Source organism: Kocuria palustris (assembly GCF_016907795.1).
Classification (GTDB): domain Bacteria; phylum Actinomycetota; class Actinomycetes; order Actinomycetales; family Micrococcaceae; genus Kocuria; species Kocuria palustris.
In genome coordinates this window covers 150232-166549 of sequence record NZ_JAFBCR010000001.1, presented here as the reverse complement: position 1 = coordinate 166549, position 16318 = coordinate 150232, and the positions used below count along the sequence as shown (strand labels likewise).

Here is a 16318-nt window from a genome sequence, read left to right as displayed (position 1 = left end):
GTGTGTCCGCGCTGATCGCCGGGCACTGCGGTCGACTGTTGCGAGCGTCCCCACTCTCATGTCTCAGTCATGGTCGGCCGTGAGCCCTCACCGATCCGATCAACGTGAACCTGTGAAGAGGAGTCCCTGTGGCTAACATCAAGTCCCAGAAGAAGCGCATCCTGACGAACGAGAAGTCGCGCCTGCGTAACAACGCGTACAAGTCGGAGCTGAAGACCTACGTGCGCCGCCTCGACTCGGCCGTCGCCTCCGGCGACAAGTCCGCTGCCGAGACCGCACTGCGCGACGTCTCCCGCAAGTACGACAAGGCCGTCTCCAAGGGCGTGCTGCACAAGAACAACGCGGCCAACAAGAAGTCGGGCTTCGCCAAGCGCGTCGCCTCGATGGCCTGATCCGTCAGGATCCGGCTGCCGCGGCCGCGGCGCTTCGTCGAATGGTCCCGCTCCCCTCGAGGGAGCGGGACCATTCGCTTTACCGTGGCCGCGACGACGGCATAGCGCGCAAGTCGATCAGAGCCGCCGCGAGGGCTTTGGATGTCGAACTGCCGTGAGGAGTCTCAGATGCGGAGCTCGCCACGCAGATGACCGGCACGAGCGACTCCTCACCGACGAGCAGGTCGGATGGCCCGTGCCTCAGCGCCGGCCGGACAGGGCGATCGTGGTGATCGCCTTCTCCACCGCGTACGGCGCGCTGCGGGACTCGCCCTTGACCTGAGCATCGGCCTCCGCCAGCGCGCGCAAGGCCTTGACCATGTCCGCCTCCGTGAAGCGACGGGCCTCCTGCTGCGCGCGCTCGACCTGCCACGGGGCTCCCCCGACCTGCCCGGCCAGCTGGTTCGCGCTGCCGCTCACACCGTGCACGGCGGCCACGAGCCGCACCTTGGCGGCCAGGGCCGCGACCATGGGCACCGGGTCCGTGCCGGTGTCCAGGGCCTGCCGCCACAGCTTCAGCGCCGCCGCCGGCTGACCGGCCAGGGCGGCGTCGGCGACCTTGAAGGCCGTGGCCTCCACGCGCCCGCCGTAGTAGGTCTCCACGACGTCGAAGGTGATGTGCTCCGGGCCGTCCGAGAGCAGCTGCGAGCACGCCGAGGCGAGCTCGGACGTGGAGTTGCCGACGGCCTGCGTCAGCGCTCGGGCGGCATCCGGGTCGATCGTGCGCTGATGGGTGCGGAACTCGTGGCGCACGAACTCGACCTTGTCGCGATCGTTCTTCAGCGGAGCGGCATCCACCACGACCGCCTTGGCCTTCAGGGCGTCGAGCAGCTTCTTGCCGCGATTGCCGCCCGAGTGCACGAAGACCACCACGACCTCGGGATCCGCCTGTCCCACGTACTCCAGGCCGTCCTTGAGCAGGTCCTCGCTCATCTGCGCGAGATCCTCGATCACGATCAGCTTGGGGTCCTCGAACAGCGACGGGCTGGCCAGCACCTGGAGCTGACCCGGCGTGTAACCGGACGCGTCCACTCGCGAGAGCTCGATGGCCCCGCGTGATTCCTTCAGCTGGGCCCGCAGCCTGTCCACGGCGCGGGCGATCAGGTAGCCCTCCTTGCCGGTGATCAGGATCAGAGGGGCGGGCTCGACATCGCGCCAGGAGACTCCGGGGGCGGCGGCTGCGGCGGTGCGACGACGAGGCGGAGTCATGTCCCCAAGGATCGCACGAGCGGCAGACAGCAGACGCTCACCCACAGCTGCGACGGGCATCTGCTGCTCGAGCTTCCGCGCCGCCTGGGTCCTGCCGTCTCGGACGCCCCGGGAGGCTTCGGCTCGGGCGGCTCACCCGGTGGCCTGGGCCACCAGCGCACCGTCCTGCACGTGGATGGCCACCGCACCCATCCGGTCGGTGCGCGCCAGGGGGATCGAGCCCTGCGCCAGATGCTCGGTGATCACGGGATGCGGGTGGCCGTAGTCGTTGTCCGCTCCCACGGAGGCCAGCGCCAGGCTCGGTGAAGCGGCGTCGATGATCGCCACCCCGCCGTTGCGCGCGCCGTGGTGGGAGACCTTGAGCAGATCCACGTCCAGCACGGAGGGGTCCGTGCGCAGCAGGGCACCGGCCCCCGACTCCTCCAGGTCCCCCGCGGCGAGCATCGAGAAGCGCTGCGAACCGTCGGAGACCTCGGCGCGCAGGACGATCGAGGCGTTGTTCTCGTCCTCGGACTCGGGGCTGATCCGGGTCGTCGCGGGATCGGGAGCGAGCACGAGCAGCTCCAGCCCCGCACCCTCGAAGCGCTGCCCGATCGTCGGGCGGGCGGCGCGGTCGTCCAGTCCGGCGAGCTCCTGGGGGGCCCGCCCGGAGGCCGAGGACCACCACACCCGATCGATCTCCACGAACTGCCCCAGGCCCTCGGCGCCGGCCACGTGGTCGGCGTGGTCATGGGTGAGCACCAGCAGGTCCAGGCGCTCGACCCCGGCGTCCTTCAGGCAGCCGCGCAGCGCACCCGGATCGGGCCCGGCATCGATCAGGACCGTGGACTCGCGGTCGTCCTGGCGGCCGCGCAGCAGCACGGCATCGCCCTGGCCGACGTCGCAGGCCAGCACCGACCACTCCTCCGCATGCTGATCCGGCCAGCGCAGCACCGCGACGAGGGCCGCGATGCCCGTCGCGATCACGATCAGCCCGGCGCTGCGCCAGGCCCGCTCGCGTCGTCGGGCCCGGATCCAGGCAGCCTCGGAGACGGGGCCGGGTGCCGGTCCGGAGCGGACCTCGCCCACGCGGGAGCGCTCCAGCCAGCGGGCATCCAGGCGGTGCAGGGCCACCACGATCCCCGCACTGAGGATCAGCATGAGCACCGGTCCAGCAGGCAGGCCCAGCCAGGGAGCTGTGGAGCCGGGAAGCCCTGCGAAGAAGCGGGCCGAGCGCGCGATCACCCCCACCGCCCACGATCCCGGCTCCAGCAGCGCCGAGCCCAGCGCCTCCCCCACGGGCCCTCCGAGCCCCAGCAGGATCAGAGCTGCGAGTCCGAGCACGGTGATCAGCGGGACGACTGGGGCGGCGATCACGTTGGCGGGCACGGCATAGGTGGCCACGGTGGGCGTCAGCAGCGCCAGCACGGGCCCGCACCACAGCTGGGCCACGAGCGGAACGGCGAGCACGATCGCGAGGACCGTGGGCATGAGGCGCTCCAGGACCCGTGTCAGCGGTCGGGCGGTCACCACAATCCCGGCGGTGGCACACACGGAGAGGGCGAAGCCGAACTCGGGGCCCAGGCCCGGATCGATCACGAGCAGGACGCACATGGCCGTGGACAGCGCGGCCAGCGAGACGGGTCCGCGCCCGGAGAGGACCGCGAGCGCGGCCACGGCTCCCATCACCGCCGCGCGCAGCACGGAGGGGTCCGGTCCCACGAGCACGACGAACAGCCCGAGCGCGCCGAGACCGGTCATCACGCACACCCGCCGACGGGCGCCCAGCCCCAGGGCGAGCTGGCCGGCCAGGGCCATGACCAGGGCGCAGTTGGAGCCTGATACTGTTCAAAATAGGGGTGGGTCTACATGTGCATGTTCCATCGTCCCGCGTAGGCATCGTCTGCCGGAGAGCCGACCCAGTTTCGGGCGTCGCGCTCAGTACGCTGATCGAACAGACGGTCGACCGATTGTCAGGAGTAACGCAGCGTAGCGAGGAACCGATGAAGCTCTCTCAGATCAAGATCATGGGGCACGCCGTGCTTGCCGACCTGGAGGTCCCCGTTCGGGAGCACCTTGTGATCGTGGGAGGGAACGACGTCGGGAAGACCTCGATTCTTCGGCTTCTCCACCAGCTGCTGGGCGCGTCGACTCAGCAGCTCTACCAGTCGATACATCCTGAGCACATCCGCGCGGGAGCGGACATGCTCGTCGTGGAAGCGCGACTCGAAGGCTTCAGCGAGGAAGAGGCAGGCCAGTTCCCCTTCCAGATGTCGGTTCGGGAAGGTGAGCCCGACTATCTGCTCCTTCGCCTTGAGGTGGCGAGAGTGGAGGGAGACCCCGACAACGTCCTGATCGATCGCTACTTCCCCGACTCTGGCAATCGGAGGCAGCCGACTCGTGACCAGCTCGCGGTGATCGGGTGGCAGTACCTTCCTGCGGACCGCAGCAACTCGGCCGACTACATGGAAGGCAAGCGGAGCGCCTTCCGGATGATGCTCGATTCGGTCGACGTGGGTAACGACAGCGAGGCTCTGGAGGATCTCCTGGAGTCCTTCAACGAGAAGCTTGCCGACAACGACGCGCTTCACTCGCTCCGTCAGGAGATCGCGGGGCACCTCTCCCGCGCTGTTCCCCGGTCCTACGACGCCGACGGTCTGACAATCCGCACCACGGCCGACCCGCAGTCGAGTCCGCTCGACGGTGCCACCCTCTACCTTCGCGACGGTGACCGCTTTAAGGCGCTCGGAGATCAGAGCGATGGCATGCGTCAGCTCATGGCGCTGACGTTCTTCGATCTCGCACAGTCAGCGGCGAACATCGTGGCGGTCGACGAGCCCGAGATCCATCTGCACGCCGCCAGCCAGCGAACGGTCGCCGCTCTGTTCGCCGCGTCATCGAAGCAACGGATCGTCGTCACGCACTCCCCTTACGTGGTCCAGCGGTTCGAGCCGAAGCACGTGCTCGTCGTCAACCCGGACCGTGAGGTCAGGCAGATCCCTGAGGCGAACTTCAGTGCCGTCGAGAAGGAACGGATCCATTGGTGGTCGCCGCAGCTGCTGGAGGGTCTGACGGCGCGAAAGCTGCTGTTCGTCGAGGGCGCTGCAGATCGAGTGATCGTCGAAGTCGTCGCGGCGAACGCGGGTGTGAGCCTCGATCGCGCCGGCGTGTCTGTGTTCGCTCTCGACGGCGCGGACAAGTTCAAGAAGGTGCTCGAGATCGTCGGCAAGAACGGCTTCGACCTGGCATTGTGCGGCCTGTGCGACGAGGATCGTGAGCATGCTTGGTCCGGGGCGCTGGGCATCAAGCCAAAGTCCCTCGGCAAGCACGGGTTCTTCGTGGCAAGGTCGGATCTCGAGCACGAGTACGTGTCGCTGCTGGGTGCCAGGACCGTCGCCGACGCACTCATCGAAACCGGAATCGCCCGCGAGCAGGGACTGCTCAACGCCGGTGGAGCATCATCGCTCGATGATCTCACCGACAACCAGGTCGCCGACTTCATCACGAAGCAGGACAGCCGGAAGATCCCCGCGGCACGCGCGATCGCGCCTCTGCTCACACCCACGGTGATCGCTTCGTCCGACGCACTCAACGGCCTGATCCAGCACATCAAGGCGATGGTGGTCTGATGGCGAACACCCCGATCGGCGCGCAGCGCAGGGCAGTCGAAAGCACCGCAGATCGTTTGCTAGTCGTCGCGCCGCCGGGTTGCGGGAAGACGGAGCTGCTTGCCATGCGAGCGCAGCGCTTGATCCGAGACGGCACCGTGCGGCCCGGCCGTCGACTTCTCGCAATCACGTTCACCAACAGGGCGAGGGACAACCTTCGCGAGCGACTGCGGCAGCAGCTCGGCGAGGCGCAGATGCGCGCGAGCGTGTCGACTATGAACTTCCACGAGCTCGCGGCGCGCATCGTCGAAGCGCACGCTCCGGTGATCGGGCTCGAACGGGGCTATACCGGTCCGAATCCCTCGTGGCTGCGTCGAGCCATGGCGGACCGAGGCCTCGATCGCACGCGCACGAAGAACGTGAAGGATCTCCTTCAAACGGGCAAACGCGAGCCCCTGACCGACGCCGAGGTCCTCGAGCGCCTGGCAAGCGATCAGGACGCACTGGACATCGAGCGCGCAAGGCAGACGGAGAACTACGTCGACTACGGAGATCTCCTGCGCTATGCACAGCTCATCCTCCGCAACGACCGCGTCGCGGCACTCTTCCAAGCCCACTTCGACGCGCTTCTCGTCGACGAGTTCCAGGATCTCTCCCTCCAGCAATACGAAATCACCCAGCGCGTCGCCCGACGAAACGTGACATATGTCGGCGATCCGTTCCAAGGCATCTTCGGCTGGGCTGGTGCCGATCCGGATCATATCCACGCTGAGCTCGAGTCGAGCTGCGAGGTCGTGCATCTCACGAGCTCGTTCCGCTCCTCCCCCGCCGTCCTCAGCGTCGTCAACAGCGTCTCCGTGGACCTCGGTTCACCTGCGCTGGAAGCCGCCCAGCCGGAACGCTGGGGCAAGTCCGGCGGGCACGCGTATGCCGCCGCTTACCCGAACGACACAGCAGAAGCAGACGGCATCGTCGCGCTCACCGACTACCTCGCCGAGAAGTACCCCGACGATCGGATCGGCGTGATCTGCCGCGCCGTGTATCGCCGCGGCGCGCTGGACCGCGCGTACGAGCGCGCTACCCATTACCCCCAGTTCTGGGACATCGCGCTGGACACACCACGGGTGGTGCGCCTGCTTAAGCTCCACGCTCGACACGTCGACGCAACAGCCTCATTCGCTGAGCAGGTGGCCGAGCTCGAGGAGCGCGCATGCACAGCGCTGCCGCCCACGGAGGTCGACACGCTGACAGAGATCCACGAAGCCTGCGAGCAGCTGAGCGAGTACGAGGACACCGAGTCATCCGTCGCTTCGCTGGTGAACCGCATTCGCGATCACCACGCGGTCTCCGCGATCGCACCGGGGGTGCACGTCTTGAACGCGCATGTCGGCAAGGGCCAGCAGTTCGACTGGGTGATCGTGATGGCGCTCGAGGACGGTCACGTACCAAGCTCGTATTCCCGAACGGAAGAAGCCGTGCTCGAAGACGCGCGGATCCTTCTTGTGATGGTCTCCAGGGCACGGAAGGGGCTTTTCCTCACCCACGCGACATCGAACACGAACCAGTACGGACGCGTGTTCCACAACGATCCGTCGAGGTGGTGGGAGCAGATGGCGGCTGCCGCAAAGTCCATGCCACAGAACGTGGCGAAACTGCTCAAGGTGAGCGGCTAGCCTTCGCCGGCTGCGGCCAGGAGCACAGCGGGCCGGTCGTGCCCCTGACGCGAATCCGCAGCGAGATGTCGAGGCCGCACCCGCGAGACATGAGGAGGTGGGTCGCAGCGCGCAGACGCGCCGTTCTTCAACGCAGGCACTTCATATGCACCCCCGGCGGCTGACCGTGCACGATCTCGAAGGGCTACAGAAGCAGAGGCTCTCGTTCTGAGCTCACTGACCAACACGCGAACCGCCGATGCCCTTCCGCACTGGCGATGTCCGAGGCACGAGGGAGACTCGGAGCATGGCAGGCAAGCAGCACCTCCCCGCAGACCTCAGTCCCGACCAGGTCATAGCATTGCAGGACGCCCTGCTCGCGAATGCGGATCGACTTCTCCGGGCAGCAGTGGCCATGCTGGACAGCGAGAACGTGTCCCTTGCACGGTCGCTGGCAATCCTTGGCATGGAGGAGTCAGGGAAGGCGATCGCTCTCCACGAACGGCGCGTGCAGATCGCCTCTTCCCCCGAAGGCGAGCCTTTCGTGAACCAGAGGCTGAGGGATCTGTGGGGGCTGCACGGGCTCAAGCTCGAGGTCGTGCACAACTTCCTGGTCCACGAGGACTACTGGTTCGGCACCGAGCCGTCGGACCCCGAGGAGAACGCACGGGTGCTCGGCACCATCGACGAGTGGAAGCGCGACCACAACCACCTCAAGCAGCGCGGGTTCTACGTCGACGTCACGCCAACGGGTGATCCGATCACGCCGCAGGAGACGGCCGACGCCGACGCCGTTCGCGCTGTAGTCGGCCAGGTGCATCAGATCGGCTGGCAGCTCCGCCTCGGCGAACACATCGAGGGCAAACGCCAGCTCGAGCAGCACCGGGATGTACCGCCGGCGTCCGAAGAGGAGATCGAACAGACGCGAAGCCTCATGCGCAGCGTCGATCCGGAGATCGTCGAGCAGATCGTCGAGTCGATGCGCAGCGGCACGACGGGCGAGAAGCTCCACAACACCAGCTACGCGTTCGTCCTGGCGAAGAACCCCTTCGAGAACGTCGGTCGACCTGGATACGAAGCACAGGACCGCGAACTCTGGGCGCTTGCGCAGGACATCGAGTGCTCGTCCGACGCGAACTCTGAGACGAGCAATTGACACCGCGAGACAAGTCGTCGATCGCATCGTAGATGCTGGAGACTTCGACAACTATGACCACATCGTCATCGCCGAGGGACCAGCGCCCGGCGTCGAGCAGCGACACCGCGTCGACGACCGGATGCGCAGCCAGCACGTCGACCGAGTCGAGCGCGAGGTTCCGCTCCGCACGCTCGATGCCGACGACATAGTGAGGCGTGGCAGCCAGCTGCTCGGCAGTTCTTGGGCGGCACATCGCACGATCGCGCTCCGGACGATCCCCGGAGAACACCGGCTGGGTCGCCGCCTCAGTTCAACGGGCTGGCCGCCACGCGACTTCGATCAGGTCCATCGACACGCCGGGATCGCTCACTCAGGCTGAGGCATGTATGACGCAGCTACACTAAGCGTCATACACGATGATTGGAGGACGGCATGGCTGTTCTGAATATTCGGGTCGAGGACCGGATCCGCGACCAGCTCAAGGAACTGGCGGACGACGAGGGCCTCTCCCTCAGCGAGTACGTGCGCAACCTAGTGATGGAGGCCGTGGTGCCCGTGTACGAGCAGGAAGCAAAGCACGGCGACGAGCCTCCGCAGACGACCTTGCGGATCATCGATCGGCAGATCCTCTCGATGCTCCACCGCATCCTCGGCCGGGTTCTCCCTGAGGACGCGAACGACGTCGACGGCGACCTCGACTACCAGCTCATGCGAGCGCAGATCCTGGAGGCCGGTTACACAGGCGAGTACTGGTTCGAGACCGCAGGCTTCCAGACGGAGCTCTCCCAGCGCGACTGCGGGCGCGTCAAGGACATCCTCGACATGTTCCGGATCATCACCTACAGCATCGACCGTCTCGAGGAGGACGGGTCGACGGTCGACGAGAAGCTGAAGAACAGCCTCGAGTTCAGGGGGTTCGATCACAACGACGCACTTGAGGGCCACATGGCCAGCTATGTCGAGTATCTCATGCGCGACGACCGGTGGACCGAACTGAGGCCCCAGCTGGAGCGCAACGACAGCGGCAACTCGCATCACCGTGTGCTCGCCGTGTACGTGCGCATGCTGGCCGAGTACCGCCGGATCATGGACGGCCGCGGACGCGGCTTCAGCCGGACGGACTACTTCCTCTCGCTGGAAGAGCTGCAACAGATCGACGAGGCGAGCATCCATCCCTCGAACCGGAAGTCCAAGGGCTGATGATGACGGCTCCTACCGCCTCGATCCCACAGCTCGTGGAGCTGGTGGAGCGACAGGCCAACGTCATCGTCGCAACCGGGACAGGTCAGGGTCGTTTCGACGACTTCGATGCGGACTACCAGCGCAACGATCGTGTGCTGGCCGCCCAGTTCAAACGCCTCGGACTCACTCCCCCGTTCCCCTGGCGGTCGCTATGGGAGTGGCACGGCTATTACTCCCAGGAGCTGCCGACCTACGCCTCCCGTAGGACCCACGTCGCGACGTTGAAGCGCGAGGCTCTCGACCAGTTGGAGGAGCAGGCCAACGGAGTGACAGTCCATGACCCCGCCGTGGGCGTCTCGAGCCCTACGTGGGATGCCATCAATCTTCGGGTCAGAGGGCTGATCAACGAGTACACCGGTGCTCGCGATAAGGACACATGGCAGGACGTCGGGCGTCGTAGCCGCGAGATCCTCATCGATCTTGGCAAGCTGATCGCGGATCCGGCGCTTGTCTCGGAGGGCCAGGAGCCTCCGCGAGGGGCCGATGCGCGCGCTTGGTTCGACCTCTTCATCGACTCTCACGCCAGCGGCCGCGACCGGGCCGAGCTTCGCGCGCTGATGCGCAAGACGTGGGATCTCGCACAGAAGGTGACGCATGGCGACATCGACGACGTCGACGCCTTCGCAGCTGCACAAGCCACAGTGCTGCTCGTGCGGACCACCGAACTGATCGTGGGGCGGGCCGCGGGCAGGAAGACGTCATGAGCTTCTCGGAGCGCTTTTGACCTGTACCTCATCGCCAACACCGAGGTGTTTATCGCCCCCTCCTCGCGCCATCTTCTGGTGGAGACTGGGCGAAGCTCATGGGGTATCGCTGAGACGTGGCAGCGAAGATCGCCGACACCGTTCTGAGGACAGTCGACACTTTGATCACGAGCAGTGCGCCGACAGGTCCTTCACCACCATCCTGGTCCCATGGATCTATCGCTGAACGAAACTCAACTCCTCGTGCTTCGCTGGGTCGCTGCCGGCGCTGATCTCGACAATCCGCCCAGCGACACGTTCAAGACGAGCGCCATTGCGCTCCGCAACCGCGGCCTCGTGGATCTCGACAAGCGGCGCGGGCACTGGCGTATCGCCATCACCGAAGCTGGAGCGTTCTACCTCGAGCACGGACGCCACCCTAAGGATGAGTCGTCGAAGAAGAAGCCGCTGGCACCGCCCGAGCCGGCGCAGAAGCGCGAGCCGGAGGACACCACCGCTGAGGGCACCAAGACGGAGCCCAACCCACAGCCTTCCGAATCGGCCGGCCCGAAGGCCAAGCCCGCGCGCGTCGTGAAGGACGAGACCATCCCGATGCCCGAGCAGGTGCGACGCCCCCACCAAGCCGTGCGGGAGATCGTCGATCACAAGGCACGTCTCGACGTTCCAACCGAGGAACGACAGCGCGCTCTGCTCATCCTCCACGCGCTCGTCCAGGAGGCTCTGCGCCGCGGATGGACGGTGACGGCCAAACCTGCCACCTTCGAGCAAGATCCTTGGAACGGATGTCGCACTCGGGTCTCCCCCGGACCGGATCTGCTCTCGATCGACGCAGGCGACGCACCGGCGACGATCCGCATTCGGATGCAGCAGAGGCGCGTCGACCACGTTCCGACCGAAGAGGAACTGGCCAAGGAGACCCGCTACAACTGGCGCAGCTATCCGAAGCACGACTACGTCGCGACTGAACGGATGCGCCTGGAGATCAGAGCCGGAACTCATGACGTGCTCGCGCTCGACGACACCGTCGCCACCCGTATCGAGGATAAGCTGCTGCGCGCTATCGAGAGGATCCAGCAGCTCTCCGTCGATGCCCGAGCAGCCGTCGAACGGCGTCGCCAATGGGAGCTCGAGCGCGCCGAGCAGCAGCGTCGCGCCGAAGAGCTGCGGAAACGGGCGGCCCGCTACACCAGCTGGGCCGAGACGCTCGAGCAGCTCCGCAGCGACTTCGTGCGGCACCGCGAGCTCACGGACGCGGTCACCGGCCTGCGAGGAGCCGTCACGGACCGCGGCCCGGAGCACGAGCATGCCGGAATCCTCGGGGAGTACCTCTCATGGGCGGAGCAGCACCTCGAAGAGTCCGACCCGCTCCGCCGCATCTGGCTGCCACAAGGCGAACGCCCCGACTTGAGCCACGACGAATGGCAAGACTGGAAACACCGTAACCCGCAGCACTGGTGAGCACGTATACGTGTTTGTTCCGCGTAGAGCGCGGCGGGACCGTGCTGCGCGCCATCACCGTCTGGCTCAAGAACCTATTGGGAGACACGCCCTAGCGTCTGGATCTCGCCGCTAAGGTGACTCCCATGCATCCGATGCAAGGACTGGGGGATGAATGGGCCAGGTGAAACGGTGGCTCGAGGAGATCGAAGCGCGGGGATGGAGCCAAGTCGATAAGACGGTCTGCACGCAATGCCTCACGGACTACGCCCTCGTCGAAGCCGTCCGGGCCTTCGCCGGCACCACGACGTGTGACTACTGTGGCTCTCCCCCTGCCAGATCTGGAGCAAGCGCGCCGGTATCGCTCCTCCTAGACCTCATTGTGGGCAGTCTTCGATGCGAATATGAGGACCCTGTCGAGCAGGTGCTTTGGTCCTCAGCCGACGGCGGGTATCAGATGCCGTGCGTGGATACCTACGAAGTGCTTGAGGCTCACGAGGTGACGGAGAACGGAGATCTTCTCGACGACCTCACCGCAGCCATCGGCCAGACCGAATGGGTTCAACGCGACCCTTACAAGGTCGCGCCGGCCGACGCGCTTCGGTACGGATGGTCAGAGTTTCGAGATCATGTGAAGCATCGACGCCGGTACTCTTTCTTGCTCCAAGGGCCCACTCCGCACCAAAGTCCCGGCGAGATCACGATTAACGACGTGCCGGCCGCGGTTCTCAGAGCAGTGGCCGAGGCCGACCAGGTTCGAACCCTGCCCGCAGGAACCAGGTGGTGGCGACTTCGTCCGCACGCCCCAGCCGAAACCTATGTCAGCGCCAAGGATCTGGGTACGCCTCCCGATCACGTGGCGCGCGACAATCGCATGAGCGGCAAGGGCATTGGTGCCTTCTACGGGGCGTCCACCGCGCTGGGCGCACAGCGGGAGGTCGCGAGCTACGCAGATCCGTCCCACGTTGGCACCATTGGTCAGTTCGAACTACTTTGCGACATCACCGTGGTCGACCTGACGAATGCTCCTCGAGTACCATCGCTATTCGACTCGAGCGAACGGCACCGACGTCCTTCAATGAGATTTATGCAGGACTTCGTCGAAGACGTTCGACGGGTGGCCGACCCGGATGATCGTCTCGACCTCGACTACGTCCCGACACAGATCATCTCCGAGTTCCTCCGATACGAGCTCAACCACCGGACCGGACCCGTGCTTGGAGTCCTCTGGCGCTCATCGAAAGACCCAAGCATCGACTGTTGCGTCATCTTCGCTTCGCACGAGGAGATGACGGACCTCCCCTTGGTGGATAGTGCGCATGTTCTCGGACTGGATCCCGGATCCGTACGAGTGCTGAGCGCCCCTCTCACGACGGGCCTGTAGCGGGCCAGTGCAGTTTCCGAAAACTAAGTGGTGACCGATCAACAACGAGCTACTGAACGTGGCATTGCGCCTCGTGTCCCAGTTGAATTTGCCCTGAGCCGCTGCGCTGTCGCACGGCCGTCGACGACAATAGGAACATGTTCGATCCGCTGGCGCGCGAAGACGAGTCCTACCGGACATGCCTCGAGTGCGGTGCGGACTGCCCACCCGAACCGTTCGACGCGGGCGAAGGACAAGGAATCAGGATTGCGTTCTCCTGCCCCACCCATGGCGTGCACAGCGTCGTAGATCCCTTCGAGGAACTGCGATGAATCCCGTCGGTCCGCTCTTCACAATCAGCACGATCAATGTGGCGCGCGCTGCGGTGCGCGAGGCCGAACACGCCGTTTCGATCGATGCACCGGTCGACATCCGCGTCGGCAGCCATGAGCCGGATGGCTCCGCCCGGCTCTACGTGGAAGTGTCTTCGCACTCCGGTGCAACCCAGAAGATCGACGTCGACGACGCTGCGATCAGCGCCTGCTTGGCAGAACAGGACTACGACGCTTACCGTCGAATGGTGAACGCGCTCGTGGAGGAGCTGGCCAGTGAGATCAAGACAGTAGTGCGAGCGCAGATCGCTCGTGAACGCTGAGCCGGGCAGCGGCCCGCTGCGGGGCTTCGACGATCGGATCTACTCCGAAGACCAGCACGGCTGGGGCCCGGACGACTTCTATGCGCTCTGGCAGAATTTCAACCGTCTCGCGTAGTACATCGCACCGACCCCGTACGAGCTGGCGAACACCGAGTCACGCGCCACCAAGATCCAGTCCAAGCGGCAGGGCCGGCGCGACAAGGAGCTCGTGGTGATGGATCTCGACCGCATGTCGGAGGAGAACCGATATTTTCTCAAGCACATCATCATCCACACGCAGCGCTACGAACGGGCCCATAAACGCTTCCCGAAACTGCGGGGCCTTGCCGACGTCGGTCAACTCGGCCGCCCGCTGATTCCCTCAGAAAAGCCGATGTTCGCGCATGCCTACTTCACCGAGGCCGGCATCTACTTGTAGTCGGTTGGGATCCTAGGAGGCCGGGCTTTCCAGCCCCACCCCAACAGAGTAACGCATTCGGATCTGCTGTCCGCTAGGAATTAGCGCGCACGTCAAGTAGTGCCCTAGCCGAGACGTCCGCTGGACCGCCAGCGCGTCGACCGAGTCGAGCGCGAGGTTCCGCTCACCGCGTCCGATCCCTGCCAAGCAGCGCGGCGTCGCACCAAGTTGCTCTGCAAGCCCTTCCTGGGTCAACTCCCGAGAACGGTGCAGGTCGCGCAGCTGCGCGCCCAGCACCGGCTGGAGGGATCCCCTCACTCATCCAGCGTCCGAGCGACCTACAAGGATTCGGTCACGGCGCAGATCGCAGCCGCTGCTCCCCCGCTGACGGACTGGACTATCAGGTGCACCTGCTCACCACAGCGTTCATCGACAGGCGCGACGTTTGGCCGAGCGAGGAGCAGTGGCTCACTCTCCGCCAGGAGGCGGTGCACGAGTGGCCGAGACCCGACGCACCAGGACGATGGGGATCCGCGGCACGGGCGTCCACATAGCCGACCCATTCGTGAGCGAAACTCATCAGTGTGGACGGACAGATCAGCACAACGAGGAGGAGAGGCCGACCTCCCCGATACCTGCTCAGCGCGATCGCGGTCTGCGGCGTCTGCGGGGCCGCCACCCGGGTCGGCGCGCAGAACACCGGTGGCGGAAAGCATCAGCCCTCTCACTACCGCGTCTACGAGTGCGCGGGTGCCCCGGGACGCACCGGTTTCCACGTGTCCATGCGCCAGGAGCATCTCGATGAGATCGTCACGGACGCCGTGCTGGCCCGGATCCTCGGGCCCGACTTCCGGGTGCCACGTGCCAGGGAGGAGGACGAGGACGGCTCGGAGCGCCGCGCCCTGCGGCTCGAGATCAAGGGCCACCGGGCATGGCTGGAGGCCGTGCGCAAGGAGGCCAGGCGGAGAGGACGGCCCCGTGTGCTCGCTGCTCAGGAGCGGATCGTGCGCCTGAAGATCGAGGCGGCCCAGGCCAGGATCGACGAGCTGGAGCGACTCAATCCGCTCGTGGACGAGCTGAGGAGATCGCAGAGGGTCCGGGACACCTGGTCAGGCATGTCGCTGATCCAACAGCGGCACGTCATCGAGTCGCTCATGGTTCCCCGCATCCACCCGGTCGACCCCGCTGAGCGCGGCCAGCGCGGCCCCAACGCACGACGCGTCGACCTCGTGTGGCGAGACCCGGACCCCTGTCAGGCGAGATGACGGGCTTCGTCCAGTTGGCTGCTAGAACTGGACCGTCAGGAGCCCTGTGCACGAGAGGTCTTCTTGCTCAGAAATCGTGTGCGCGACCCTGCACATCCTCAGGAGCCAGCTGCACGAACCGACACCGGGTCCCCGATGGAGCCGATGGCGGTCGTGGACGCCTCGTGCGGGACGAGTCTGGCTGCGCCTGTGGGTGCCGGAACCGCCACCGGCTTCCGACCGTGAGGGCGGGCCACGATGACGTGGCAGGCACCCGTTACGCTCGTCACATGGTCAGTGGCCAGCAGCTGCTCGCGGATGGCCACCGTGGTGGGACCGGGCCTCCCGTCGCCGACCGTCACGTCGAACTCGTCCCCGCGCAGCCCGAGGACGGGGCTGATCACCGCGGCGGTGCCGGCGGCGAAGACCTCGGTGATCGCCCCGGCGCGGCAGCCTTCCAGCAGCTCCGCCAGACCGATGGTGCGCTGCACCAGGGCCAGGCCGTGCTCGGAGCCCAGGGCCAGGACGCTGTCGCAGGTGATGCCCTCCAGGATGGTGCCCGGCCCCGGGAGTGAGCAGCTGCCCCTCGGCGGTGACCAGGCACAGGTTCATCGCCCCGGCCTCCTCCAGGCCGCGGTCCTTCCCGGTGCCAGCGGTAAACAGCACCTGCTCGCACCCGTGGGCCCGGGCCTCGAGCTGGGCCGGCAGGCCGGAGGCGTAGTTGCCCCCTCACTCGGCTGACCCGGTGCCTCCGGGCACCGCCCGGGTGTAGGTGGTCGTGACCCACAGCCGAACCTCGGTCATGCCACCGGGAAAGTAGGGCCCGGCCGGGGTGGTCGGCCCTGGACGAACGGCTACCCGAGGACGACGAGCTCGTCGTGTGGCGCATCGACCGGATCGGGCGGTCGATGATCGACGTCATCACCACGGTCCAGGACCTGCTGGGCCGCGGCGTGAAGGTCCGTTCCCTGACCGATGGCATCGACCCCTCGATCCGCGAGGGCCGGCTGATGCTCAACCTCATGGCCACCTTCGCCGAGTACGAGCGCGAGCTCATCCAGGAGCGCGTCCAGGCCGGCGTCGACTCCGCTCGGGCCCGCGGCCTGCGGTTCGGCCGACCGGCACCCGACGCTGTGAAGGTCGCGCGGAATCTCAGGATCGTGAAGCACCCCATCAACGTAGAGGGGCTCGGCGTCGTCGAGGCAGCCCAAACCGTGGGGTGGTCGAAGGCGACGTAGTACCGGCACAGGTCAGCGACT

The 16318-nt window shown here is 66.1% G+C and carries 16 protein-coding genes and 1 pseudogene; 13 read left to right on the top strand and 4 right to left on the bottom strand.

Features of this window, described 5'->3' with window-relative positions; genetic code table 11:
• Nucleotides 1-128 precede the first annotated feature (128 nt).
• Entirely contained in the window at nt 129-392 is a 264-nt protein-coding gene (gene rpsT / locus JOE55_RS00745; RefSeq protein ID WP_058870931.1) for a 30S ribosomal protein S20, read from the top strand.
• Nucleotides 393-632: 240 nt separating this feature from the next.
• Here the strand turns inward: rpsT and holA are convergent, their stop codons facing one another.
• The 3 genes and pseudogenes from holA to JOE55_RS13255 form a co-directional block, all read right to left on the bottom strand.
• Complete coding sequence (gene holA, locus JOE55_RS00740) at nt 633-1640, bottom strand: DNA polymerase III subunit delta (RefSeq protein WP_204781716.1); 1008 nt, start codon at nt 1638-1640, stop codon at nt 633-635.
• A gap of 132 nt (nt 1641-1772) precedes the next feature.
• Nucleotides 1773-2780, bottom strand: a complete 1008-nt coding sequence (locus JOE55_RS13260) for a ComEC/Rec2 family competence protein (RefSeq protein ID WP_275580814.1) — start codon at nt 2778-2780, stop codon at nt 1773-1775.
• Nucleotides 2757-3452 (bottom strand): annotated as a pseudogene (locus JOE55_RS13255) (ComEC/Rec2 family competence protein); the annotation flags it as partial. The gene JOE55_RS13260 and the pseudogene JOE55_RS13255, both read right to left, overlap by 24 nt.
• A gap of 170 nt (nt 3453-3622) precedes the next feature.
• Between JOE55_RS13255 and JOE55_RS00730 the strand changes: the two are divergent.
• The 11 genes from JOE55_RS00730 to JOE55_RS00680 all read left to right on the top strand — a co-directional run bounded on the left by JOE55_RS00730 (nt 3623) and on the right by JOE55_RS00680 (nt 15080).
• On the top strand, nt 3623-5248 hold the full coding sequence (locus tag JOE55_RS00730) for an ATP-dependent nuclease (protein ID WP_204781714.1): 1626 nt from the start codon (nt 3623-3625) through the stop codon (nt 5246-5248).
• Nucleotides 5248-6900 carry a UvrD-helicase domain-containing protein gene (locus JOE55_RS00725; protein ID WP_204781713.1) on the top strand — a complete coding sequence of 551 codons (1653 nt, stop codon included), beginning with the start codon at nt 5248-5250 and terminating at the stop codon, nt 6898-6900. Before JOE55_RS00730 ends, JOE55_RS00725 begins: the two co-directional genes overlap by 1 nt.
• Nucleotides 6901-7186: 286 nt before the next feature.
• A complete protein-coding gene (locus tag JOE55_RS00720) occupies nt 7187-8035 on the top strand; it encodes an AbiV family abortive infection protein (RefSeq protein WP_204781712.1) in 849 nt (282 codons plus the stop codon).
• Between the two features lie 414 nt (nt 8036-8449).
• The gene (locus JOE55_RS00715; protein WP_204781711.1) at nt 8450-9217 is read left to right on the top strand and encodes a YfbU family protein; all 768 of its coding nucleotides are present in this window, start codon (nt 8450-8452) and stop codon (nt 9215-9217) included.
• 35 nt (nt 9218-9252) lie between these two features.
• Entirely contained in the window at nt 9253-9963 is a 711-nt protein-coding gene (locus JOE55_RS00710; RefSeq protein WP_204781710.1) for a hypothetical protein, read from the top strand.
• A 210-nt stretch (nt 9964-10173) separates the two neighbouring features.
• Complete coding sequence (locus JOE55_RS00705; RefSeq protein ID WP_204781709.1) at nt 10174-11421, top strand: hypothetical protein; 1248 nt, start codon at nt 10174-10176, stop codon at nt 11419-11421.
• A 154-nt stretch (nt 11422-11575) separates the two neighbouring features.
• Nucleotides 11576-12784 carry a HEPN-associated N-terminal domain-containing protein gene (locus JOE55_RS00700; RefSeq protein ID WP_204781708.1) on the top strand — a complete coding sequence of 403 codons (1209 nt, stop codon included), beginning with the start codon at nt 11576-11578 and terminating at the stop codon, nt 12782-12784.
• Nucleotides 12785-12921: 137 nt separating this feature from the next.
• On the top strand, nt 12922-13095 hold the full coding sequence (locus JOE55_RS00695; RefSeq protein WP_204781707.1) for a hypothetical protein: 174 nt from the start codon (nt 12922-12924) through the stop codon (nt 13093-13095).
• Nucleotides 13092-13418 carry a hypothetical protein gene (locus tag JOE55_RS00690; RefSeq protein WP_204781706.1) on the top strand — a complete coding sequence of 109 codons (327 nt, stop codon included), beginning with the start codon at nt 13092-13094 and terminating at the stop codon, nt 13416-13418. Before JOE55_RS00695 ends, JOE55_RS00690 begins: the two co-directional genes overlap by 4 nt.
• Nucleotides 13419-13629: 211 nt before the next feature.
• A complete protein-coding gene (locus JOE55_RS00685; protein WP_204781705.1) occupies nt 13630-13836 on the top strand; it encodes a hypothetical protein in 207 nt (68 codons plus the stop codon).
• 563 nt (nt 13837-14399) lie between these two features.
• Nucleotides 14400-15080: a recombinase zinc ribbon domain-containing protein gene (locus tag JOE55_RS00680; RefSeq protein ID WP_204781704.1), complete on the top strand. Its 681-nt coding sequence runs from the start codon at nt 14400-14402 to the stop codon at nt 15078-15080.
• Between the two features lie 98 nt (nt 15081-15178).
• Here JOE55_RS00680 and JOE55_RS00675 read toward each other — a convergent pair whose 3' ends face one another.
• Complete coding sequence (locus JOE55_RS00675; protein ID WP_204781703.1) at nt 15179-15550, bottom strand: hypothetical protein; 372 nt, start codon at nt 15548-15550, stop codon at nt 15179-15181.
• Nucleotides 15551-15937: 387 nt separating this feature from the next.
• On the opposite strand from JOE55_RS00675, the gene JOE55_RS00670 reads away from it, so the two are divergent.
• Nucleotides 15938-16297 (top strand): recombinase family protein, encoded by a 360-nt coding sequence (locus JOE55_RS00670; protein WP_239358058.1) that lies wholly within the window; start codon nt 15938-15940, stop codon nt 16295-16297.
• Nucleotides 16298-16318 lie beyond the last annotated feature (21 nt).